Source organism: Streptomyces tateyamensis (assembly GCF_003205575.1).
GTDB classification, from domain to species: Bacteria; Actinomycetota; Actinomycetes; order Streptomycetales; family Streptomycetaceae; genus Kitasatospora; species Kitasatospora tateyamensis.
In genome coordinates this window covers 21879-45122 of sequence record NZ_PYBW01000019.1, presented here as the reverse complement: position 1 = coordinate 45122, position 23244 = coordinate 21879, and the positions used below count along the sequence as shown (strand labels likewise).

The following is a 23244-nucleotide window of genomic DNA, read 5'->3' as shown; positions in this document are numbered from 1 at the left end:
TCTAACACCCCGGGGTCCGGCAACAGGAGTGCGACCTCCCGATGCGTGTACATCGTAGCGCCCACGCGCGCAATTTCACTGTGCTGCCCAACACCCTGCTGCAGCAGCGGCGGCTGACCTACACCGCCCGCGGCCTGCTGATCGACCTCCTCTCGCGCCCCGACTACTGGCGCGAGGACGGCCGGGCGATGGCCGACTCCAGCCCGCAGGGACGCGGGGCGATCCGCAAGGCCCTCAAGGAGCTGACCGAGGCCGGCTACTACCGGGTCGTGAAGATCCGGATGCCCGACGGGACGATCCGCAGCGAGGCCCACGTCTTCGACACCCCGCAACTGGAGCTGCCGGGTGTCCCCCGTCCGGACTCCGGTGGTGCGAAGACCGGCGCAGCTGACGCCCCTCTTGTAAAGGACCTGGTCAAAGAACCCTCCCTCCCCGCCGAGTCTGCCGACGAGCCGTCGGCCGACGCCAGGTCCGGCGACGAGCAGGGAGGGCGGGAGGGGGGCCACGACATCGACCAGGAACCTCCGGCGGTGCCGGACGAGCAGGCCCGCGCGGCAGCGCTGGCGCTGTTCCGGGTGATCAAGCCCGAGCCACGCCTGCGCCTAGGCGAGGCCGAGGCGATGGAACTGGCGCCCCTGGTGGCGCAGTGGCTGGAGCGGGGCAGTACCCAGGGCGAGCTGGCCCAGGCGCTGCTGCCGGGCTTGCCCGCGACCGTGCACTCGCCGGTCGGCGTGCTCCGCAACCGCCTGACGCGCAAGATGCCGCCCGTACACGCCCCTGAGCAGCCCGCTGTCGCGCTGTCGTACGCCGAGTGCACCAAGTGCCACGACCCGGTGCCGCAGCCGGGCATTTGCCGGGCCTGCGCGGGTCTCGGGGCGCGGGTGATCGCGGTGGGCGGCGGTTCTGCCGCGACGCCGGGTGGTGCGGCCCGAGCCCGAGCCGCTCTGCTCGCGGCGCTGAGCGCCGGGCAGCCGAGTAGCGCGACAGCCTGAGGACGGTCTCTGCCTCCACGAGGTCGCTTTCGCTGAGCCGCCTCACCCGAGTACGACGGCGTTGACGGGCCAAGCCGCCCGCAAGGTAGTGTGCGTTTAACGGATCATCCCGCGCTGCATCGCCTCGCAGACCGCGGTGCTTTCCCGGACGCCCAGCCGCAGCGCCAGCCCGCAGTGCCGGATCCACCGCGCCAGCCCGTCCGGCGTACCGGACAGGTAACCGGCCAGCGCGTCGCGGTAGGCCGCCGTGCCGAGTTCGGCCAGGCCCACCTCGGCCGGGCAGATCGCCTTCGGGTCCAGGCCCTCGGCGATCAGCACGATCCGCTGCGCTGCTCGCGCCACCAACCCGTTGTGACTCTCGAACGGCCGCAGCGCGAGCAGTTCGCCGTGCACCACGGCCGCGACCACCAGCGCCGGCACGCCGCTGCCCACCGTGCCGGCCCGGGCCACCAAGAGCTGGGCGAGCTGGTCCAGCCGCGCCGTCACCTCGGCGCCCGACGGGGCCGCCGGCAGTTCGACCGGCCCGGCCGTCGGCGCAGGCCCGGCCATGTCGATCGGCGCTGCGACGCCCTCGACCGGCGCCAGTTCGAGCGGGAAGAGCTCCTCGGCAGTCTCCTCGCCCCGGCGCGGCCGGCCGGCGGCCGACGCGGCGTCACCGGCCGCCAGCAGGTGCAGCCGGGCGAGCACCTGCAGCGGCGAGGTCCGCCAGACGCTCAGCAGCTGTCCGGACTCGGCCGAGACGCGCAGCGCGCCGCCGACGGCACGCTCCTCGGGGCCGGCGCTGAAGTCGCTGCGCCGGCGCACCTCCTCCAGCGGCCAGTCGGCTCCGGCCAGCGCGGCGGAGGCCCGGGCGCCCCGGATGGCCGACTCGGCGGTGACCTCGGCGGCGCGGCGGCGCATCACCCGGTGCCCGTAGAGCCGGTCCACCGCCTTGCGGACCTCGGCGACGGACTCGGACACCCCGGGCAGGTCGGCCAGCGGGGCCAGCGGATCGGTTCCAGTGCTCACCTACCCGAGAGTAACGACCCTCGAGCCCCGCACCTCACAGCAGCCCCGGCATCACCCGTTCGAGGCAATCCTTGCTTCCCTCGGGCGAAGGGCGGTAAACCCCGACTACGATGGCCTTTATCGGAGACGATAACGATTATCAACTAGCCCGTCGAAGCCCGCGCGGTTGGTCGACGGAGCAGAGCCGGGAGTCCAAGATGAAGATCGCCTTCGTCGGCAAGGGCGGCAGCGGCAAGACCACGCTGTCGGCGCTGTTCATCCGCCATCTGGCCGCCACCGGCCGGCCGGTCATCGCGGTGGACGCCGACATCAACCAGCACCTGGGCCCCGCCCTCGGGCTGACCGACCATCAGGCGGCCGGGCTGCCCTCGCTGGGCGCGCACCTGCCGGAGATCAAGGAGTACCTGCGCGGCGGCAACCCGTTGATCTCGTCCGCCGACGCCATGATCAAGACCACGCCGCCCGGGCCCGGTTCGCGCCTGCTGCGGATCGTGGAGGAGAACCCGGTGTACGCCGCCTGCGCCCGGCCGGTGGCGTTGGACGAGGGCTCGGTGCGCCTGATGGTGACCGGCGCCTTCACCGAGGAGGACCTCGGGGTGGCCTGCTACCACTCCAAGGTGGGCGCGGTGGAGCTGCTGCTCAACCACCTGCAGGACGGTCAGGACGAGTACGTGGTGACCGACATGACGGCTGGTTCGGACTCCTTCGCCTCGGGCCTGTTCACCCGCTTCGACCTCACCTTCCTGGTCGCCGAGCCGACCCGGAAGGGCGTCTCGGTCTACCGCCAGTACAAGGAGTACGCGCGGGACTTCGGCGTCACGCTGCGGGTGGTCGGCAACAAGGTGCAGAACGCGGACGACCTCGCCTACCTGCGCCGCGAGGTGGGCGAGGACCTGCTGACCTCCTTCGGGCACTCGGACTGGGTGCGCCGCCTCGAGCAGGGCAGCGAGCCGCCGCTGAGCAGCCTGGAGCCGGAGAACCGGGCGGTGCTGGAGCTGCTGCACCAGGAGGCGGACGCCGCCCACCAGCTGCGCGACCCGCGCCGGTACACCGAGCAGGCGATCCAGTTCCACCTGCGAAACGCGGAGAGCTGGGGCAACGCCAAGACCGGGCTGGACCTGGCGACCCAGGTCGACCCGTCGTTCGTCCTGCACCAGCAGCGGGCCGAGCAGGAGACGCGCGACCAGGCGGGTGCGCACGCCTGAGCACTCCCGCATGAGTACCGGGCCGAGCCAGTAGGGCCGAGTCCGCGCGGCGCCCGTCGAGGGGCCGGACGCGCATCCCCGCCGGGGGGTGTACGTCCGGCCCCTCGGGCGTTCCGCCAGGTCGCAGCGGCGTGCACCGTGCGCGCACGCCACCCGCAGGGGTGAATCTCGGCTCCAGCACTCCCGCACACGCATACGCTATGCAAAGCTTCCATTACTCACCGTTTACCAAGTCTTGATGTATCGACTCCCGACCGAGTTAGAAGCACCGAGATCCGGCGGCAGCGACGGCTGCTGCGGTCCAGGCGCCACCGGGCGCCGCGGCCCGGCCACCCCGCCCGCCGTCGAGACGAACGCCCTGCCGATCCCCCGCGCAGCGCTACTACCCGAAGCCCGCTGCGCTCGGCCGCCCGAGAACGGAAGCCCATGTCCCTGCACCCCTCCCCCGCCGCCCAGCTCACCGACGTCACCGCGGACAGCCATGCCCCGCCGGCTTCCGGGCCCGCCCCCACCCGCGGAGGGCCGCGCCGTCCGGCCACGGCGGATCTGACGGCCTCGCTGGTGGTGTTCCTGATCGCGGTGCCGTTCTCGCTCGGGATCGCGCTGGCCACCGGGGCACCGCTGTCGGCGGGACTGGTCGCCGCTGCCGCGGGCGGGATCGTCGCGGGCCTGTTCGGCGGTACCCCGCTCCAGGTCAGCGGCCCCTCGGCGGCCCTCACGGTGATCACGGCCGGGCTCATCGCGCACTACGGGTGGCAGGCCACCTGCGCCATCACCATCGGCGCCGGACTGCTCCAACTCCTGCTTGGTGCGCTGCGGGTGGCCCGCTCCGCGCTGGCGGTCTCCCCCGCCGTGGTGCACGGCATGCTGGCCGGGGTCGGCCTGACCATCGCCATCGCCCAGCTGCACGTGGTCCTCGGCGGCGCCCCGCAGAGTTCCGCACCGGCCAACCTCGCCGCGCTGCCGGCCCAGCTGGCCGGTCCGCATCCACCTGCGCTCGCCGTCGGGCTGCTCGCCATCGCGGTGCTCTTCGGCTGGCCGAGGGTCAGCCGACTGCCCGGCCGCGCGGGGCGGATCGGCGCCGTCCTGGCCCGGGTGCCGGCCGCCCTGGTCGCGGTCGCCGCGGGGACGCTGCTGGCGGTCGTCGGCCACTTCCAGCTGGCCCGGGTGGAGCTGCCCAGCTGGCGCGAGCACGGCCTGGCCGCGCTGCCGCAGGGCTCGGTGCTCGGCCTGCTGGGAGCGGTCGCCACGGTGACGGTGGTCGCCAGCGTGGAGTCACTGCTGTGCGCCGTGGCCGTCGACCGGCTCAGCGGCCGCAGCGGCGATCTCAATCGCGAGCTGCGCGGCCAGGGTCTGGCGAACCTGGTCTCCGGGCTGTTCGGCGGGCTCCCGGTGGCCGGTGGCGCGGTCCGCAGCACGGCGAACGTGCAGGCCGGTGCGCGCAGCCGCTGGGCGGCCGTGCTGCACGGCGCCTGGGTGCTGCTGGCCGCGCTCGCCTTCGCGGGGGGCCTGCGCCACATCCCGCTTTCCGCCCTCGCCGCACTGGTGCTGGTGGTGGGGATCCAGATGGTGAGCTTCGCGCACATCCGCCGGGTCCACCGGCACCGCGAGTTCACCGTCTACCTGGCCACCGTGGTGGGCGTGGTGGCGCTCGGGGTCCCGCTCGGCGTGGTCGCCGGCGCATTCACCGCTGCCCTGCTCGCCCTCTACCGGCTCACCCGGGCCCATGTGGACGTGGCGCGTCGCAGCGACGGCACCGTGGAGGTGCGCACCCACGGTCCGCTGACCTTCGTCGCGGTCCCCCGGCTGGCCAGGGCGCTCACCTCGATCCCGGTCGGCGCCGCCGTCACCGTCTGCCACGACGGCGCCTTTCTCGACCATGCCGCCTACGAGGCACTGCACTCCTGGCGGGCCGACCACATCGCGCGGGGCGGCCGGGTCGCTCTGCTGACCAACCATCAGGACGGCGCGGTGCTGGATCCCGACGGGACGATCCGCAGCGGTACCGCCGCCCCGCACCGCCACCGGGCCTGGACTCCCTGGGTCGGCCACCACAGCCTCGAGCAGCCGGACGATCCGCACGGACGCCTGTTGGACGGGGTGCGCGGGTTCCAGCAGCACACCGCTCCGCTGATCCGCCCCGAGTTGGCGCGGCTGGCCCGGGAGGGGCAGACCCCGTCCCAGCTCTTCCTCACGTGTGCCGATTCGCGGCTGGTCACCAGCATGATCACCAGCAGCGGGCCGGGCGACCTCTTCACCGTCCGCAACGTCGGCAACCTCGTCCCGGCCCCCCACGAGCCCGGGGCGGCGGACGACTCGGTGGCGGCCGCGGTGCAGTACGCCGTCGAGGTGCTCGAAGTGCGCAGCATCACCGTCTGCGGCCATTCCGGCTGCGGCGCGATGAAAGCCCTGCTGGACGGGGTGCACGAACAGCCCGGCCGGCCCACGCCGTTGGCCCGGTGGCTGCGCAACGGCCGCGGCTCGCTGGCCCGGTTGGCCCGGGTGCCCGCCGAGTTCGCGGATCGCCCGGTGGCCGACCGGATCGAGGAGCTCTGCATCACCAACGTGGTCCAGCAGCTCGATCAGCTGATGGCCAATCCGGCCGTCGGGCGGCGGGTTCAGGCGGGCGAACTGCGCCTGGTCGGGATGTACTTCGACTTCGCCACGGCCCAGGCCTACGTGCTGGACCAGGCCAGCGGGCGGTTCGCCGCCGTACCGGCCTGGCAGGAGTTGGCCAGCGCCGCCTGAGCGCAGGCGGCGACACGCCCTGGTGCAGGGAGATGAGTCGAGGGGTGAGCGGTCGCCCGAACAGCAGCGGCCGCCCACCCGATGAAGACCGCCGGCGGTCGACGACGGTCAGTGAAGAACACCGAAGGCCGGCGCCGCCGACGACCGCAGCGGCCGAGCGACGACCAGTCAGCACAGCAGCCGGCCGAGGTCGGCGGGGGTCACGTAGCCGGTCCAGCGCCCGTCGTCGAAGAGCTTGATCCCCGCGTCCTGGTAGCACTGGTCCACCAGTTGCGAACAGATCTGATGCCGGGTGTCGGCAACGTACCCGCGGAGGAGGGTGCTGCCCGGCAGCCGGAATCGGTGGGCGGCCAGGGCCGCGTAGTCGAGGAAGCTGTAAGGGACCTTCAGGTAGCCGCGAGCGGCGGCGATGACGGCAGCGCGTTGATCGTTCGTCAGCTCGAAGCGCCCGGTCGACCAGCGGATCAGCCGGCCCGTGTACTCGGTGAGCGAGGCCTGCCGGGCGCCTCCCGGTTCGGCCTCTATCACCTCCCCGTCGCCGACGAGGAGGAAGGCGTGTTCGTAGTCGGCGAAGCCGTCCCCGTTGAGCCACTGGCCGATCCGGATCAGACGGCCGGTGTCACCGTCCATGTGGACGACCGCGAAGTCGCCGGGTCTCGGCAGCGGAGCGGCGGCGGAGGGGGTTTCCGAAGTGATGGAGGTTTCCGACATGGTTCAACTCCACGACAGTGCCGTGCCAGCACGGGACAGCCCGTACAGCGCGCAGGTCGCGGTTCGCCCCGGGGTCGGCGGGCCCGCCGACCCCGCTCCCCGCTCGTCGCGAGGCCCACCCGGTCGTAGACGAAGTGCGACCGGACAAGAGGGCGCATGCACACCTTGCGCGCGACGATCTGACGACCGGAGCACCGCGGCGACCCCGCGATGCCCCCTGTCGAACTGGTACTTCCAGTGGAGTACCGAGGGTGCTCCCCGTCAACGTTCCGAGCACGGCACGCGGGTGATCTGCCCAGGTCCGCGCCGTCCGCCGGGCTGCCCGGCCGTCCCGGAAGCCGGCAAAACGCCGGCAAACCCTCGCGCCCGCCGGGCCGTTCGCCGACCGGCTGCCCGAGGCAGGCGGCTTCCAGTGGTCGTCAATCGATCAAAGGTCTACACCAATTTCCCTGGGCCCCTTGTCAACCGACCTGTTCGCCTGGTGAGCTGTGCGCTGGGATACACGGGACAATCCCTGGGCGGGAGAGGTCCCGCAACAACGGAGTTTCTCTCCGCAGACCGTGTGTGACTGCGGGGGAGCGCCTTGAACAGACTCGATGAGGAGTGCGCGTTGAGCAACGAGAGCCTGGCCAACCTGCTCAAGGAGGAGCGGCGTTTCGCTCCGCCCGCAGAGCTCGCCGCGGCCGCCAACGTCACCGCGGACGCCTACGCCCAGGCGTCCCAGGACCGGCTGGGCTTCTGGGCCGAGCAGGCCCGCCGGCTCTCCTGGGCCGTCGAGCCGACCGAGACCCTGGACTGGTCGAACCCGCCGTTCGCCAAGTGGTTCGCCGACGGCACCCTGAACGTGGCCTACAACTGCGTGGACCGCCACGTCGAGGCCGGCCAGGGCGACCGCGTCGCCATCCACTTCGAGGGCGAGCCCGGCGACAGCCGCGCCCTCACCTACGCCCAGCTCAAGGACGAGGTCAGCCAGGCCGCCAACGCCCTGCTCGAACTCGGCGTCGCCAAGGGCGACCGCGTCGCGATCTACCTGCCGATGATCCCCGAGGCCGTCGTCGCGATGCTCGCCTGCGCCCGCATCGGCGCGGCGCACTCCGTGGTCTTCGGCGGCTTCTCCGCCGATGCCGTCGCCTCCCGGATCCAGGACGCCGACGCGAAGCTGGTCATCACCGCAGACGGCGGCTACCGGCGCGGCAAGCCCTCCGCCCTCAAGCCCGCCATCGACGAGGCCCTGACCAAGGTCGACGGTGTCGAGCACGTCCTGGTGGTGCGTCGCACCGGCCAGGACACCGCGTTCACCGAGGGCCGGGACCTGTGGTGGCACGAGACGGTGGGCCGCCAGTCGGTGGAGCACACGCCCGAGGCGCACGAGGCCGAGCAGCCGCTGTTCATCCTCTACACCTCCGGCACCACCGGGAAGCCCAAAGGCATCCTGCACACCTCCGGCGGCTACCTGACCCAGGCCGCCTACACCCACCACGCCGTCTTCGACCTCAAGCCCGAGTCGGACGTGTACTGGTGCACCGCCGACATCGGCTGGGTCACCGGCCACTCCTACATCGTCTACGGCCCGCTGGCCAACGGCGCGACCCAGGTGATCTACGAGGGCACCCCCGACACCCCCCACCAGGGCCGCTTCTGGGAGATCGTCCAGAAGTACGGGGTCACGATCCTCTACACCGCCCCCACCGCGATCCGCACCTTCATGAAGTGGGGCGACGACATCCCCGCGAAGTTCGACCTGTCCTCGCTGCGGGTGCTGGGCAGCGTCGGCGAGCCGATCAACCCCGAGGCGTGGGTCTGGTACCGCGAGCACATCGGCGGCGGCCGCACCCCCATCGTCGACACCTGGTGGCAGACCGAGACCGGCGCCATGATGATCAGCCCCCTGCCCGGGGTGACCGAGACCAAGCCCGGCTCCGCCCAGACCCCTCTGCCCGGCATCGGCGCCACCGTCGTCGACGACAACGGCACCGAGGTCCCCAACGGCTCCGGCGGCTACCTCGTCCTCACCGAGCCCTGGCCCTCGATGCTGCGCACCATCTGGGGGGACGACCAGCGCTACCTCGACACCTACTGGTCCCGCTTCGAGGGCCGGTACTTCGCCGGCGACGGCGCCAAGAAGGACGAGGACGGCGACATCTGGCTGCTCGGCCGCGTCGACGACGTCATGCTCGTCTCCGGCCACAACATCTCCACCACCGAGGTCGAGTCCGCCCTCGTCGGCCACCCCGCCGTCGCCGAGTCCGCTGTCGTCGGCGCCACCGACGCCACCACCGGCCAGGCCATCGTCGCGTTCGTCATCCTGCGCGGCACCGCCACCGACAGCGCCGAGCTCATCGCCGACCTGCGCAACCACGTCGGCAAGACCCTCGGCCCGATCGCCAAGCCGAAGCAGATCAAGGTCGTCACCGAACTGCCCAAGACCCGCTCCGGCAAGATCATGCGCCGCTTGCTGCGCGACATCGCCGAGGGTCGCGAGGTCGGCGACACCACCACCCTCGCCGACGCCACCGTCATGAACCTCATCCAGTCCCAGCTGCCCGGCAACAGCGCCGCGGCAGAAGAGAGCTGATCGAGGCTCACCTCGCCTGCCCCCAGTGGGGCCTTCCGCGCGCGGTGCGCGGAAGGCCCCACTGGTCCGTCCTCGGGCTTGCCGGATTGCCGGATCAGCAGCTCGACTGCGGCTCGGTGCAGAGCCCGCGCACCGTGTCGTAGGCGGACTGCAGGAACTGTCGCCGGTGCTGCGGCGGACCGCTGACCAGCGCGACCATCCCAGTGCCGCGCCCGGGGTCGAAGCCGGCGAAGGCGAGGAAGTCGCGGGTACCACCCTCGTGGAAGAGCAGTCCCGGGGTCGGCGCGGACTGCGCGGCTGCCGCGGGCACCGCGAGGTCCGGCGCAGGCGTGGCTTCGCCGGCCTCCCCTGACACCGCCTCCGCCTCCGCCTCCGCCTCCGCCTCCGCCTCAGCCTCCCGTGACGCTGCCTCCGCTTCCGCTTCCGCATGCGCCTGCGCGATCGATGCGGCCCGCGCGCGCTGCTTCCAGCCGAGGCAGACCCTGGTCCCGCCGAGTCGGCGGGCCGCCCGTGGCCGGCTGACCTCACTCAGCGCGATCCGCAGCGCAGAGCCCGGGTCCAGCGGGTGGCCCTGGGCAGTGCCGAGCACGTCCAGTCGGCTGACCCAGGACCGGTCGGCGGCGATCAGCGCCTGCAGGTAGCGCAGCATGTCGTCCGCGCTGGAGCGCAGCCCGGCCGCGCCGGGCAAGGTCGGGAAGCGGAACGACGGCACCCGGCGCCCCCGCCGGTAGCTGCCACCGCCCTCGTCGCCGGCCCCGCAGGAGGTGTCGATCAGCCCGAGCGGTTCGCAGATCCGCTCGGCCAGCAGGTCCTGGTACCGGGTACCGGACGCGTTCTCCAGCGCCAGGCCCAGCAGACCGCTACCCAGACTCGAGTAGCGCACCTGGGTGCCAGGGGTTCCCCGCACGGGCGTGCGGGAAAGGCTGCGGAGCAGGTGGGTGGTGCCGAAGGTCGCACAGGGCCGGGTGAACCACTGGGACGCCGCACTCGCTTCCAGCCCGAACGGCAACCGGGGCAGCCCGGAGGTGTGGGTGGCCAGGTGGAGCAGGGTGATCGGGCGTTCCTTCGGGTAACCGGGGACTGCGCCGACCGGCAGGTAGGCGTCGATCGGGTCGTCGTACCGCACCTCGCCGCGGGCCACCAGCTCGGCGAGCAGCAGTGCGGTGAAGGTCTTGGTGATCGAGCCGAGCTCGAAGCGACTGTCCGCGCGAACCGGACGCCGGGCGGCGGGGTCGGTGAAACCCCGGCAGGCGACGGTGCGTTCCTCGCCGCGGACCACGGCGACCGCGATCCCGCTGGTCGGGGGCAGGCTATGGAACAGCGGCCGCAGCAGCCGGTCCAGTCGGCGACTGTCGGGGGTGGCGAGCGTCCCGCGCCCGGGCCGGCAGATCGGCGCTCGCCCGGCCGACTGGGCGGGCTGCACCAAGCGGCTCGGCTGGGCCGGCGGCACGGACACCGGTGCTGCCTTTGGCGCTGATATCGGTGCCGGTGCAAATGCTGACGCAGGTGCGGACATCGGCGCGGACACGAAGCGGCCCGGAACACCTGGACGGCCCAGCACACTGGTCCGCCAGGGTCCACCGGGGCGCTCAGGAAGCGCGGAGCGATCGGGAAGCACGGGACGACCAGGCGCCCATGGACCCGCCGTAGCTGCCGCAGCTGCCGGACTCGTCGAACCCGCCGGACCCACCTGACTCGTCGAGACCGCCGAGCCCGCCGAACCTCCGGGGACCGCCGGGAACGCCGGGACCGCAGACTGACCAACACCTCCCGACCGGCCCGGACTCACCGCACGCCCGGACACCAGCGGCTGGGCCGGTCCACCGAAGCGGTGCGACCCGCCGACCGCCCGGCTGGCCACGGCCCCCGGGCAGACCCGCTGGCGCCGGCCCCAGCCTCGCCTCTTGCCCCGGCACTTCCCCTGGCCTCCGTCGGAGCCCCGCTCGCGGCCTGGGCAGCAGCCCGAGCGGACCTGGCCGCTGTCCCCGGCACGGACGGGACCGCCGGTCGGCCTGAGCCACTCACCGGGATCGGCCGGCCGCCCCCGCTCACCGGGACGGGACGCCCGCCCCCGCTCACCGGGACGGGACGCCCGATTCCGCTCACCGGGACCGGTCGCCCGGCCCCACTCACTGGGACCGGTCGCCCGATGCCGCTCGGCGGTAACAGGGGTGGCGCGCCCGGCGCGCCGTCACTCCCCGGCGCCTGCTGCGGTTCAGCGGACCGGCCGGAAGGTACCGGCGCGGACGGCCCGGCCTGATCGGCCGGTTCCTGAAGGGACATGGGATCTGCCTCCGAGTGGAGTTGGTGCGGCGACCCTCAACGGGGTGCGTTGATATGACGATAAGTTCGGTTTGTCGGTCGCGCACGCGCTCATCCATCCCCCCGCAGCGGAAGTCGACCACCCGTCAGTCGACGCCGCTCAGCCACCGCCGACGACGACCTGCTCGCCACCCCGGCACCTGATCCCCCCTCACACGCCCCCCACGGCAATTCACCATAAAATTGGATGAACCATGCCGTCTGCCGTGCCAGGAGGTCCCGAGGTGGCCAACCCGCCGCCCAACACTCCGCCGCCCAACACCCCGCCACCCAACACTCCGCCACCCAACAACGACCCACCCAACACTCCTCCGGCCGACAACCCGCCACCCTCCACTCCGCCGACCCAGCGCCGCCAGTTCCTCGGCCTGCTGCCGCTGCCGGAGCGCCGCTTCCTCGCCGACGCGCTGCGCACCGAGACCGTCGGCGGCATCCTGCTGCTGATCGCGGCCGTGGTCGCCCTCGTCTGGGCCAACGTCTGGCCGGCCGCCTACCAGAGCGTGCTGCACTACACGATCGGCCCCTCGGTCCCGCTGCACCTGGACCTCCCACTGGAGGCGTGGGCCAAGGACGGACTGCTGACGGTCTTCTTCTTCGTCGCCGGCATCGAGCTCAAGCGCGAGTTCGTGGCCGGCGAGCTCCGCTCGCCGAGCGCGGCGCTGCTCCCGGTGGCCGCGGCGCTGTGCGGGGTGGCGCTGCCCGCCGTCGTCTTCGCCGTGGCCAACAGCGGCTCCGGCGGCCACCCGAGCGGCTGGGCCATCCCCACCGCCACCGACATCGCCTTCGCACTCGGCGTGCTGGCCGTGGTCAGCAGTCACCTCCCCTCCGCGCTGCGGGCCTTCCTGCTCACCCTGGCCGTGGTCGACGACCTGATCGCCATCCTGATCATCGCGGTCTTCTACAGCTCCGGGATCAAGTTCTGGGCGCTCGGAGCGGCGTTGGGCGGCCTGATCGTCTTCTGGTTCCTGCACCGGCACGGGGTGCACGGCTGGTACCTGTTCGTGCCGCTCGCGCTGGTGAACTGGGCGCTGATGCACGAGAGCGGTGTGCATGCGACCGTGGCGGGCGTGGCGATGGGCCTGATGCTGCGCTGCCACCGCGAGGGCGACGAGAAGCAGTCACCCGGCGAGCACATCGAGCACCTGGTCCGCCCACTATCCGCGGGCATCGCGGTCCCGGTGTTCGCGCTCTTCGCGGCGGGGGTGACCGTCTCGACCACCGCGCTGCGCGAGGTCTTCACCCAGGCGATGCCGCTGGGCGTGGTGCTGGGCCTGCTGGTCGGCAAGACGCTGGGCATCTTCGGCGGCACCTGGCTGGCCGCCCGCTACACCCGCGCCGAGCTCAACCCGCAACTCAGCTGGGCCGACCTGTTCGCCCTCTCCACCCTGGCCGGAATCGGCTTCACCGTCTCACTGCTGATCAGCGAGCTGGCCTTCCCGGGCGACCCGGCGCTGGCCGACCGGGCGAAGGCCGCGGTGCTGGTCGGCTCGCTGCTCTGCGCCGTGGTCGCCACCGTGCTGCTCAAGCTGCGCAACCGGCACTACCGCCGGCTCTGCGAGGCAGAGGACCTGGACAGCGACGGGGACGGCATCCCCGACGTCTACCAGCGCGACCCGAACGGGGCAACGGCTCACCCCTGAACTCATCCAGAGGGGTGACCTGGCGTCGGGGTGACGGACAGACAGGTCAGTTCGATGGCACGAGCGGGTGACACCAGGTCCGCCAGGGGTGACCCGAAGTGGTGTTTGACTGGCCGCTAGGGGCATGATTCTGAGCTGTCCGGAATCTCAGCAGAGGAGAAGACCAGATGTCCGCAGGATCCGCAGGTCCGTCCGGCAGCTCCCGCGCGCCCTACGAGGGCGAGCGCTCGGTCGGACAGCTGTTCGCCGCGGCCACCGCCGACCTGTCGGCCCTGGTCCACGACGAGATCGCCCTCGCCAAGGCTGAGATCCGACAGGACGTCAAGCGCGGGGTGGCGGGCAGCACCTCCGCGATCATCGCCGGTGTCTTCCTGGTCGCCTCGCTCCCGATGGCCAGCTTCGCCATCGCCTACCTGCTGAACCTGCGTGCGGGGATCCCGCTGGACGGCTCGTTCGCCATCGTCATGGGGCTGTTCTGGCTGCTGGCGGCCGTGCTGGGCCTGCTGGCCTGGCGCTCGTTCAAGAAGATCGAGCCGCCGCGCCGCACCATCGAGGGCGCCCAGGCCACCGCCGAGGTGCTGAAGAACGCCCGTCCGCGTCCGGCCACCCCCGAGGAACTCGCCCAGCTGGAGCGCTGACCCCGCGCGCCGGGTGCCCCGCGCGCCGTGCCACTCGTGCCGGGCCACCCGCGTCGCACCACCGGCGGCACGTCCCGCACGGCCCCGTACCCACGGCTCCAGCCCGGCTCCACCGCCGCTCCTGCCTCTGTAGAACTGCCGGGACAGTGTTCCCGGCCGGGATGTGAAACGCTCTCGGTATGCCGCTCGACCAGACGCCCACCCCACCCGTGACCGCCGGGCCGCCCGCCACGCCCACCGATCCGCTGCCGGTCGACGGCCCGCTCCAGGTCAACGGCTCGGTCGACGGCTCGGTCGACCCCTCGGCCGCCGGCCCGGTCGCCGTCCCGAGGGCGGCGGCCGAGGGGCCCGGCCAGGGTCGCCCGCCCGCAGGGGCCTCCGCCGTCACAGGTCGGGCGAACAGCTGGAACGTGCGCACCGCCGGCCCGTGGACCCACCGCGATCTGGCGGCCAACGGGGCCCGGTTCCACATCGCCGAACAGGGCACGGGGCCACTGGTCCTGCTGGTGCACGGGTGGCCGCAGTACTGGTGGGCCTGGCGCCACCAGATGTCCGCGCTCGCCGACGCGGGCTACCGGGCCGTGGCGCTGGACCTGCGCGGCACCGGTGGCAGCGACCGCACCCCGCGCGGCTACGACCCGGCCAACCTCGCCCTCGACATCACCGGTGTGATCCGCTCGCTCGGCGAGCACAGCGCCCACCTGGTCGGCCACGACCTGGGCGGCTCCCTCGCCTGGGTGGCCGCCGTGATGCGGCCCTCGGTGATCCAGAGCCTCACCGTGGTCTCCGCCGCGCACCCGCGCCACCTGCGCCGGGCACTGCTCAAGGACCGCCACCAGATGGCCGCCTTCGACCACGTGCTGGGCTTCCAGCGCCCGTGGATACCGGAACGCCGCCTGGTGGCCGACGACGCGGCGCAGGTCGCCGAGTACCTCACCGCCTGGTCCGGCCCGCAGCAGCCGGACGAGGAGGCCCTGCGCAACTACCGCAACGCGATCCGGATCCCGAGCACCGCGCACTGCTCGATCGAGCCGTACCGCTGGCTGGTCCGCTCGATCGCGCGGCCGGACGGCATCCAGTTCGCCCGCCGGATGAAGAAGCCGGTCACCGCGCCGACCCTGCACATCCAGGGGGCGGCGGACCCGGTGCTGCTGGCCCGCACCGCGCTCGGCGCGGGTGAGTACGTGGCAGCGCCGTACCGCTGGCGGCTGCTGCCGGGGGTGGGCCACTTCCCGCAGGAGGAGGCCCCGGCGGAGCTCAACGCCGAGTTGCTCGCCTGGGTCGACCAGCACAAGCGCTGAGCCGCGCGGGCTCGCCCCTGCCCTGCCGTACATATGACGAGATGTTCACATGACTGCGGCATAGGCCATTTCGCCCGAACGAAGGTGGTTACCCCCAGGAGCACAGGGGCATCCATCCAGCATGACCTGGATGCCCGATCGCGCCGCCGCCTCCCGCGGCCGTCGCCCCAGCCACAGCGCGCAGACCGCCCAAGGCCAGGACGGTACCCGTCAGAGCGTCACCCCGTACGCCGGCAGCCCCTATCCGAGCCCCCACCAGAGCAGCGTGCGCACGGGCGAGTGGCCCGCGGAGCGCAGCAGTTCGCCGCACCCGCTGGGCATCCCGCGCATCCTGGGCCGCCGCGCCCGCTGGGTCAGCGCCCGCCTGCGCCGCGACGCCTGACCTACCGTCCGCCGACAGGTTGACCCGCTGCCGGCTTCGAGGCTGACCCGTCGTCCGTTCCGGGACTGACATACCGTCCAGTCCGGTGCCCGTCACACCCTCCGCTCCGGCCGCCGGGCAGCTACCCCATCGCCGTCGGCTCGAAGGTGGTCAGCGCCAGCAGCGCGATGGTGGCCACCGTCATGATCGGGACCAGCACCTTGGTCTCCACGTCGTTGCCGCTGCGCTTGATCAGCACGATCTCGTAGCGCTCCCGGTGCGGCCACAGCAGCGGGGCCCCCTGCTTGGTCAGGCAGTCGCCGAGCAGGTGGGCCAGCGAGCCCAGCGCCACCGCGTACGGCAGCCAGCCCGGGGCGGAGGGCATCCACCGGTCCATCACTGCCACGCCCACCACCGACAGGCCCATGACGGTCAGCCAGGTGTGCACACCGTCGCCCGGCGGGTGCAGCCGCAGCGCCTTGATCGCCAGCGCGAGCAGGAAGAAGGACATTCCCATCGTGAAGTAGCGGCCCAGGTAGCTCACACCGGCCCAGGTACCGGCGCCCATCAGTGCCACGAAGAGCAGCGAGTGGGTCGCGTGCCGGTGGCCGCCGGAGATCCAGGCCACCAAGCGGCACAGAATCTTCGAGATCGGGCCGAGGAAGTTGGCGATCGTCCCGTCGTGGTGGTCCAGGTCGGGCAGCAGAGCGGCGCCGGCGCAGAGCACGGTGCCGAGCAGCACGTCGGCCGGCCTGAGGTGGGTGTGCAGCAGCAGCGGCGGCAGGAAGGGCGCTGAGCCCGCGAACAACATCGCACCGCTGACCGCGTGCGAATGACCCATCATGCCCGGTTACTCCTTCGTGTCGCCGTTCCTCGCACCCCCGGGCGGCCGGATTGAGCCGAACGAGTGAGCGCGGCCGACGCTACCAGGAGGAACTGACGGACCGCCGGATCGCCTGCCGGCCAACCGGCCGGACGGTGCGTCAGCAACGGGGCGGCGCTAGAGCGCGCAGCCCTGGGTGTCCACCTGGGTGGTGGCGCCGCTGCCCTCGGTGGCGTCCGGCTTCACCTCGGCGGCGGTCAGCACGTAGCCGGTGTCGGGGCTGTCCAAGGACTTGGCGAAGACCACCCCGTACACCTCGCCGTTCGGGGTGAGCAGCGGACCGCCGCTGTTGCCCTGGCGGACCAGCGAGCGGACCGAGTAGACGTCCCGGACCACCTGGCCGCGGTGGTAGATGTCCGGACCGTTGGCCTGGATCCGCCCGCGGATGCGCGCGGGCTGCACGTTGAACGCGCCGTTCTCCGGGAAACCGGCCACGATCGCGCTGTCGTTGGTGTGCGCCTCGCCCGCGAAGGCCAGCGGCGGCGCGGTCAGCTTGGGGACCTCCAGCACCGCGATGTCGCGCTGCCAGTCGTAGCGGACCACGGTCGCGTCGTAGAGCTGTCCGGTGCCGCCGATCTGCACGGTGGGCTCCGACACCCCGCCGACCACGTGCGCGTTGGTCATCACCCGGTGCGGCGCGAAGACGAACCCGCTGCCCTCCAGGGTCTTGCCGCAGGAGGTCGCGGTGCCCACCACCTTGACCAGGCTCTGCCGGGCCTTGGCCAGCGCGGGGGTGTCGGCCAGCGCCGGGTCGGGCGGCTGCACCTCGGTGATCGGCTCGTGCTCGAAGGGGTTGAAGACCTGCGGGAACCCGTTCTGCGAGAGCACCTTGCTGAAGTCGGAGAACCAGTTCGGCGCGTCGGCCGGCAGCGCCTGCTGCACCCCGCCGAGCACCTTGGACGTGCGGACCTCCTTGGACACCGTGGGCATCGAGGTGCCCGCCAGCGCGGACCCGATCAGCCAGGCCACCAGCAGCATCGAGAGCACGTTGACCACCGAGCCGCCGAAGGAGTCGAGCAGCTTGGCCGGGCTGCCGCCGATCCGCCCGCGCAGCTTCCAGCCGAGCTGGGTGGTGGCCGCCTGGCCGATCGCGGCGAAGACGATCACCACCACCACGGCCACCACCGAGGCGGTGGTGCCGGGGCTGAGGTGGCTGAGCAGCAGCGGCAGCAGCTCCACCGCGATCAACCCGCCACCGAGGAAGCCGAGCACGGACAGGATGCCGACGACGAAGCCCTGCCGGTACCCGGACACGGCGAAACCGATCGCGGCGGCGAGCAGCAGCAGATCCAGCACGTTCACCCCGACACCCTCCCATGGACCGGATGCCCCCCGGCAACGGACCAGGTAACCGTTTCGTCCCGGTTGTCGCCGGTACTCCCGCCTTACCCCGGTCTAGGAGGCGTCCTACCCCGCGCTGCCCAGGGCGATCACCCGGCTGCCGTCCCAGGGCCGTTCCAGTCCGCTGAAGTGCAGCACCCGGTCGATCACGCCGGCGGTGAACCCCCAGACCACGTGCCCCTCCACCTCGAAGGCCGGGCCGCTGAAGCCCGAGGGGTGGCGGAACCGGCCGCGCCGGGCCGGGTCGGTGAGCACCGCGAGCGGCGCCCGGAAGACCGCACCGGTCTCCCCCAGGTCCACCGGCGCCACCGGGCTCTCCCGCCGCCACCAACCCAGCACCGGAGTCACCACGAAGTCGCTGACGGGAATGTAGAGCGCGGGCAGCGTGGCGAACACCTGGACCCCGGTCGGGTCCAGCCCGGTCTCCTCCTCCGCTTCGCGCAGCGCCGCCGCCACCGGACCGGCGCCCGCCGGGTCGCCGTCCACGGGGTCCAGCGTGCCGCCGGGGAAGGAGACCTGGCCGGCGTGCGAGCGCAGCGAGGCCGAGCGCTGGGTCAGCAGCAGATCCGGTCCCTCCGGGCCGGTACCGAAGAGCAGCAGCACCGCGGAGTGCCGCCCGCCCTGGGGCGGCGGGAGGAACCGGCTCAGCTGCTCCGGCCGGACCGTCTCGGCGGCCTGACGCACGGGCAGCAGCCAGTCCGGCAGCCCGTCCCGCTCGATGCCCACCTGGACCTCCTCGCTCCTCACTCGCGCTCCCCCTCCTGCCCCTGCCCCTGCTCCGGTGCCTGCGGCTGCTCCTGTCCCTGCCCCTGCTCCGGTGCCTGCGGCTGCTCCTGTCCCTGCGGCTGCGCCGGGGGCGCCGCCCGCCCGGGGAACCCGGCGGGCGGGCGCAGCCGCTGGCCGGGCTGGCCGCCCAGTTCGTACTTGAGCAGTGCGCGGGCCTTCTCGGGGTCGGTCTCGCCCGCGCCGTACGACGGGCAGAGCGAGGCGATGCCGCAGGCGCCGCAGGCCGGCTTGCGCGCGTGGCAGACCCGGCGGCCGTGGAAGATCACCCGGTGCGAGAGCATCGTCCACTCGGACTTCGGGAAGATCTCTGCCACTGCGGTCTCCACCGCCACCGGATCCTCCTCCTGGGTCCACCCGAACCGCCGCACCAGCCGCCCGAAGTGGGTGTCCACCGTGATCCCGGGCACCCCGAAGGCGTTGCCGAGGACCACGTTGGCCGTCTTGCGGCCCACGCCGGGCAGCCGGACCAGTTGCTCCAGGGTGCCGGGCACCTCTCCGCCGAACTCGTCGCGGATCATCGTCGACAGGCCCAGCAGCGACTTCGCCTTGTTCCGGAAGAACCCGGTCGGGCGGATCAGCTCCTCCAGCTCCTCCGGGTTCGCCCCCGCCATCGCCACCGGCGTCGGGTACTTGGCGAACAGCGCCGGCGTCGTCTGGTTCACCCGCAGGTCCGTCGTCTGCGCCGACAGGACGGTGGCCACCAGCAACTCGAACGGCGACTCGAAGTCCAACTCCGGATGCGCGTACGGATACAGCAGCGCCAACTCGCGGTTGATCTTCCGCGCCCGCCGTACCATCGCCAACTGCGACTCCGGCTTCTTGGCCTTCACCGCCACCGTCTTCGCGGCCGGCGTGGGCTCTGTCGCCTTCCGGACCTTGCTCTCTGCCATGCCCCGAAGGCTACGCCGTACGGCCATGGGCATGGGTGCGTTCAGACGTCCAGGTGCCGCGCCGATGTTGAACCCGCTGCCAGTCGGATCGACAGATCCACGGGTCACTGCGAGACGTACAGCGTCAGGCTCGGAAAGCAGACGAGCCGAAGCCGAATTCTCGGGCAGCCCGCTGCGCCCGCACCCGCTGGCCCTTCATCTGCCACCCGCATCTGGGCGAACCAAATGCCGTCACATCCGGCTTCAGGCCACGGTTCACTCGGCAGTACCGCCGACTGCGTTCTCAACCGGCGGTAGCCAGCAGCTCCCCGACGGCGGCGCGGATCGCCTCATCCTGGGTGAAGGCTCGCCAGTTGCCAGAGCTGTGCACGCGCCGGTCCAGGCTCGGAAGGTCGCGTAGGGCACGGGCTGCTGGGCGCGCGGCCGAGCCCATCCGGGTCAGGTAGCGGACTGCGGTCAGCATGACCGGGTAGAACACCCCGTCAGCCAGCCGCTGAACGGCCGTCAGCAGGGTGGGGACTGCCGCCTCCGTATCGCCCGTCGCAGCCCACAGTGCGTGCGCCGCCTCCACGCTCACCCAGGAGTCCTCCGTCGCAGCAGCCATCGTCCGCAGCCGGTCGGCGTATCCGGCAGCGTGCGGGCCGAGGTCAGCGAGCCTGCGCAAGTCTGGATGCGGGAAGCGACCCTCGGTGGTAGCGGACTTCGGTATCAGGGTCCGCCAAGCGCTCCACCAGGGCGGGCAGCAGCGCAGTGGTGGGTGAGTGCCAGTCCGAGAGCACACGGGCTGCCTGCGCGAGGGCGCCGACCCGTTGCTCGGGGTCCGGGTGATCGGCCAGCAGCCCGAGCGCATAGTCCGGAGCGGCGCCTGGGAACAGCATCCCTGTCCACAGGTGCACTCCCCGTACTCCGGTGCCGATCCATGCGGAACCCCGCCAGAGCTCGACGCTCGGGTCCCGTACGGCTGCCAGGACGAGTTCCAGCCACGGCGCGCGGGGCCCGGCGTCACTCACGGTCAGCGCGTGGACCGCCGCGAGCCGCAGCTGGGGCTGCACGGCATCCAGCAGCGCCTCCAATCGGTCTGCGACGTCAGCATTCGGTGCGGCGCCGGACACCCTGCCGATCGAGAGCACCAGGTCCAACCGCGTCACCTCGTCCTGCTCCCCATCGAGGGCCCCGAGCAGAGCGGCCAACCGCTGCTCCGTTACGCCGCCAGCGACACCGACCAGGTAGGCCACCTGTCGCCTGATCACGGGATCAGGATCAGCCAGCAGAGCCAGCACCTCGGGCAGCACCGCGTTCCAGGCCGGGCGCCACCCCGGATCCACATGCTCCGGCGCAGCCTTGGCGGACGCCGACGCCAGGTGAGCCAACACTTCCAGCAGCTCAGGCCGGCACAGGACCCCTGTCCTACCCGCCAACCGCACCAGGAACGGCAGCGCCGCGGTAGCGGCGTTGCAGACCCAGCCCCCCCTGATGGAACAACTGACCGTCGAGTTCGCCGGCCGCTTCCTGAACGTCCTCGACGTCCGACCCCTCGAACCGGCGCAACAAGACCGGCGTGTCCTCAGCCGACCCTAGTTGTGCTTCAGCCCAGGCCAGTCGACGATATCGAGTCCTTCCCACATGCGCCGGACGTTAGCCCCTGTCACCCCGCCGAGGCGACTGCCTTTCAGCAGCTCGAACGCGGTCAACGACGGTCAGCACTGCCACAGGAAGGCGGCCTGTCCGCAGGGCTCGCAGGCGAAGGCGTAGGCGCTGCCGCCGCCGAAGTTCATCGCGGTGGTGTGGTCGGGACCCTCCTCCAGCTGGGCGACCAGCGGCATCGGGTGGGCACAGGACGGGCAGGCGGGGGTCTCCTCGTCCTGGAGCCAGCAGGGCGCGCCGCCCAGTTGGCCGAGGACGTCCAGGCGCGGCCGACCGCTCCTTTCGGTCCACTCCTCGTCGGCGTCGGCGCAGTCTGCGGCGACGGTATCGAAGGCGGCGGCGTGGACCGCGCCGAGCAGGATCGCCTCCTCGTCGTCGTCCTCGCCGAGTTCGGGCAGCGGCATCGGCTGCGACCCGTCGGCCGGCACCAGCATCGCGCGGTTCCCGCCCTCGCTCGGGTTCCACTCGTCGCACATGCCGGGGTCGTTCTGGCACATGAACACCTGGAGCATGCCCCGGCCCCGCTCCTCTCCCTGGCCTTGGTGGCGGCCCAGGTCGTCCAGGACGATCTGCGCCAGGAACTGCATGGGACCGGCGCAAGTCGCGCAACGCGGCCAGACAGTCCCGGCCGGAGCCAGCGGCACGCCTCCGGTGCGGGTCACCAGGGCGTCTGCCACCACGGGTCCTGCGTCGATCATCAGCACGGTCATGGCGAGGACTCTAGGACGCGGCTGCGACACCACGCCGTGCAGGACCCGTATGCCGCGCTGCGTAGGTCCGGGTCACCGTGACCGCCGAGGCCCGGGCCGGACCCTCGGTTGCGGGTGCTGCGTAATCGGGATGCGTGCACGCGGAGGTGTTCCTCATACTTTCGCGAGAGCGAAGACGGTGGAGGTGGACCGATGAAGCTGGCCGAGGGGCTGGCCCAGCGGGCGGACGCGACGCGGCGGGTTGAGCAGCTGCGGGCACGGATCGTGGGCAGTGCGCGGTACCAGGAGGGCGAACTCCCGGCCGAGGACGCGGGGCAGCTGCTGGTCGAGGCCGGCGCCGTGCTCGAGGATCTGGAGGCGCTGATCCGGCGGATCAACCGCACCAACGCCACCGTCGTGATGGACGACGGCAGCACCCTCACCGACGCACTGGCCCGCCGGGACGTGCTACGGCTGCGGCACTCGGTGGTGACCGCTGCGGCCGACGCCGCCGCCGGTCGCGGCGGCGCGCGCCAGCTGCGGTCCGAACTCAAGATGCTGGCAGCCCTGCCGGTCGCCGAATTGCGGGCACAGGCGGACCAGTTGGCGCGCGAGATCCGCGAGGTCGACGTGGCGATCCAGCGCACCAACTGGACGGTGGACCTGGTGGACTGACGGCACCGCACGATGTGGAGCAGGTAACCGTCAGGGAAGCGTGCGCACACCGCGGGTCGGCGGTCAATCCGGCCCCTTTCTTGGCGCGCAGAGAGCAGCGCAGGGGTTCGACTCCCCACCGGAACAACGCAGCTCAGCACAGCGCACAAGTAACGGTGCACACCGAACAACACACCACCACGCGCAGATCCCTGACGGCGAGGGCGGGAACGGGGTATCCACATCAATGACCAGCACGAGCAACGGAGTCCGGGAAGCCACCGGGATGCGCCAGTGGTACGTCGTCGCCAACGTCGCCCGGGAGACCAGGCACGGCCACGGCGGTGAGCAGATCGAGTCGGGCCTCAAGCACTTCGCCCCGGGCGCGAAACTCTGGGTGCCACCACCCCGCTACTACAACGATGACGATCGCCTGGAGGTCATCGGGATACACCGCGGGGGCCGCCGGCGCCACATCCAACTGATCCTCTTCCGGCGGCATCTGGAGAACTTCCGGATCAAGGCCGGCTTCAGCCCTGCGCTGGAACGCGCGAGGGACCGGACGAACCGGAACTGGGCCCAGGCGTGGTGCTGCCCCGAGCTGGCTGGGCCGTGGGTCGACCGCTGGAACGCCCTCGCGGCCGGGCAGCCGTCGGCCGACTTCCCGCCGGGGCCGGTCCGGTCAACCCTCGGCAGCGACGCCGGCCCCTGCCCTCACTCCGGCAACGGCGCAGCCACAAGCTGACCTCACGCAGCGCGGCTCATCGTCGGAGCATGCTACGCCGCCCGGCCGACCCCGTGGGCGGCGTTCCGCTCCGCGGGCAGCGACCCGCCCCGCTCAGCCGGGCGCGCCCGT

General features: G+C 72.2%; 20 protein-coding genes. 10 read left to right on the top strand and 10 right to left on the bottom strand.

Going from position 1 to position 23244, the window contains the following annotated elements:
• The first annotated feature begins 80 nt into the window (after positions 1-80).
• Positions 81-992, top strand: coding sequence for a hypothetical protein (locus tag C7C46_RS05665; protein ID WP_245984206.1), 912 nt, complete (start codon positions 81-83; stop codon positions 990-992).
• Positions 993-1088: 96 nt separating this feature from the next.
• On the opposite strand, the gene C7C46_RS05660 is transcribed toward C7C46_RS05665, so the two are convergent.
• Positions 1089-2000, bottom strand: a complete 912-nt coding sequence (locus tag C7C46_RS05660; RefSeq protein ID WP_110666341.1) for a Fic family protein — start codon at positions 1998-2000, stop codon at positions 1089-1091.
• A 197-nt stretch (positions 2001-2197) separates the two neighbouring features.
• Between C7C46_RS05660 and C7C46_RS05655 the strand changes: the two genes are divergently transcribed.
• Together C7C46_RS05655 and C7C46_RS05650 are read left to right on the top strand one after the other, a co-directional pair.
• Complete coding sequence (locus C7C46_RS05655) at positions 2198-3205, top strand: ATP-binding protein (RefSeq protein ID WP_110666339.1); 1008 nt, start codon at positions 2198-2200, stop codon at positions 3203-3205.
• 426 nt (positions 3206-3631) lie between these two features.
• A complete protein-coding gene (locus C7C46_RS05650) occupies positions 3632-5953 on the top strand; it encodes a solute carrier family 23 protein (RefSeq protein ID WP_110666337.1) in 2322 nt (773 codons plus the stop codon).
• Positions 5954-6121: 168 nt separating this feature from the next.
• On the opposite strand, the gene C7C46_RS05645 is transcribed toward C7C46_RS05650, so the two are convergent.
• Entirely contained in the window at positions 6122-6664 is a 543-nt protein-coding gene (locus tag C7C46_RS05645; RefSeq protein ID WP_245984204.1) for a C40 family peptidase, read from the bottom strand.
• Positions 6665-7274: 610 nt separating this feature from the next.
• Between C7C46_RS05645 and acs the strand changes: the two genes are divergently transcribed.
• The gene (acs, locus tag C7C46_RS05640) at positions 7275-9239 is read left to right on the top strand and encodes an acetate--CoA ligase (RefSeq protein WP_110666335.1); all 1965 of its coding nucleotides are present in this window, start codon (positions 7275-7277) and stop codon (positions 9237-9239) included.
• Between the two features lie 94 nt (positions 9240-9333).
• On the opposite strand, the gene C7C46_RS05635 is transcribed toward acs, so the two are convergent.
• Positions 9334-10695, bottom strand: a complete 1362-nt coding sequence (locus C7C46_RS05635) for a serine hydrolase domain-containing protein (protein ID WP_181442209.1) — start codon at positions 10693-10695, stop codon at positions 9334-9336.
• A 1234-nt stretch (positions 10696-11929) separates the two neighbouring features.
• Between C7C46_RS05635 and nhaA the strand changes: the two genes are divergently transcribed.
• From nhaA to C7C46_RS05615, 4 genes are all read left to right on the top strand, one after another.
• Positions 11930-13201, top strand: coding sequence for a Na+/H+ antiporter NhaA (gene nhaA / locus C7C46_RS05630; RefSeq protein WP_245984215.1), 1272 nt, complete (start codon positions 11930-11932; stop codon positions 13199-13201).
• Between the two features lie 167 nt (positions 13202-13368).
• Positions 13369-13839 carry a phage holin family protein gene (locus C7C46_RS05625; protein ID WP_110666329.1) on the top strand — a complete coding sequence of 157 codons (471 nt, stop codon included), beginning with the start codon at positions 13369-13371 and terminating at the stop codon, positions 13837-13839.
• A gap of 179 nt (positions 13840-14018) precedes the next feature.
• Positions 14019-15140, top strand: coding sequence for an alpha/beta fold hydrolase (locus C7C46_RS05620; RefSeq protein ID WP_245984203.1), 1122 nt, complete (start codon positions 14019-14021; stop codon positions 15138-15140).
• Positions 15141-15270: 130 nt separating this feature from the next.
• Positions 15271-15522 carry a hypothetical protein gene (locus C7C46_RS05615; protein WP_146258998.1) on the top strand — a complete coding sequence of 84 codons (252 nt, stop codon included), beginning with the start codon at positions 15271-15273 and terminating at the stop codon, positions 15520-15522.
• A gap of 121 nt (positions 15523-15643) precedes the next feature.
• Here the strand turns inward: C7C46_RS05615 and C7C46_RS05610 are convergent, their stop codons facing one another.
• The 7 genes from C7C46_RS05610 to C7C46_RS05580 all read right to left on the bottom strand — a co-directional run bounded on the left by C7C46_RS05610 (position 15644) and on the right by C7C46_RS05580 (position 21755).
• Positions 15644-16345, bottom strand: coding sequence for a metal-dependent hydrolase (locus C7C46_RS05610; RefSeq protein WP_181442208.1), 702 nt, complete (start codon positions 16343-16345; stop codon positions 15644-15646).
• Positions 16346-16501: 156 nt separating this feature from the next.
• Positions 16502-17686: a MarP family serine protease gene (locus C7C46_RS05605; protein ID WP_110666325.1), complete on the bottom strand. Its 1185-nt coding sequence runs from the start codon at positions 17684-17686 to the stop codon at positions 16502-16504.
• A 105-nt stretch (positions 17687-17791) separates the two neighbouring features.
• The gene (locus tag C7C46_RS05600; RefSeq protein ID WP_110666323.1) at positions 17792-18472 is read right to left on the bottom strand and encodes an NUDIX hydrolase; all 681 of its coding nucleotides are present in this window, start codon (positions 18470-18472) and stop codon (positions 17792-17794) included.
• Complete coding sequence (gene nth / locus C7C46_RS05595; RefSeq protein ID WP_110666322.1) at positions 18469-19401, bottom strand: endonuclease III; 933 nt, start codon at positions 19399-19401, stop codon at positions 18469-18471. The genes C7C46_RS05600 and nth overlap by 4 nt, the downstream gene beginning before the upstream one ends.
• A 283-nt stretch (positions 19402-19684) precedes the next feature.
• Positions 19685-19978, bottom strand: a complete 294-nt coding sequence (locus tag C7C46_RS05590; protein WP_146258997.1) for a hypothetical protein — start codon at positions 19976-19978, stop codon at positions 19685-19687.
• 70 nt (positions 19979-20048) lie between these two features.
• On the bottom strand, positions 20049-20774 hold the full coding sequence (locus C7C46_RS05585; protein ID WP_110666318.1) for a hypothetical protein: 726 nt from the start codon (positions 20772-20774) through the stop codon (positions 20049-20051).
• Positions 20775-21098: 324 nt separating this feature from the next.
• A complete protein-coding gene (locus tag C7C46_RS05580; protein WP_110666316.1) occupies positions 21099-21755 on the bottom strand; it encodes a DUF1963 domain-containing protein in 657 nt (218 codons plus the stop codon).
• Between the two features lie 192 nt (positions 21756-21947).
• Between C7C46_RS05580 and C7C46_RS05575 the strand changes: the two genes are divergently transcribed.
• Positions 21948-22409 carry a DIP1984 family protein gene (locus C7C46_RS05575; protein ID WP_110666314.1) on the top strand — a complete coding sequence of 154 codons (462 nt, stop codon included), beginning with the start codon at positions 21948-21950 and terminating at the stop codon, positions 22407-22409.
• Positions 22410-22635: 226 nt separating this feature from the next.
• Positions 22636-23133, top strand: a complete 498-nt coding sequence (locus tag C7C46_RS05570) for a hypothetical protein (RefSeq protein WP_110666312.1) — start codon at positions 22636-22638, stop codon at positions 23131-23133.
• Positions 23134-23244: the final 111 nt, after the last annotated feature.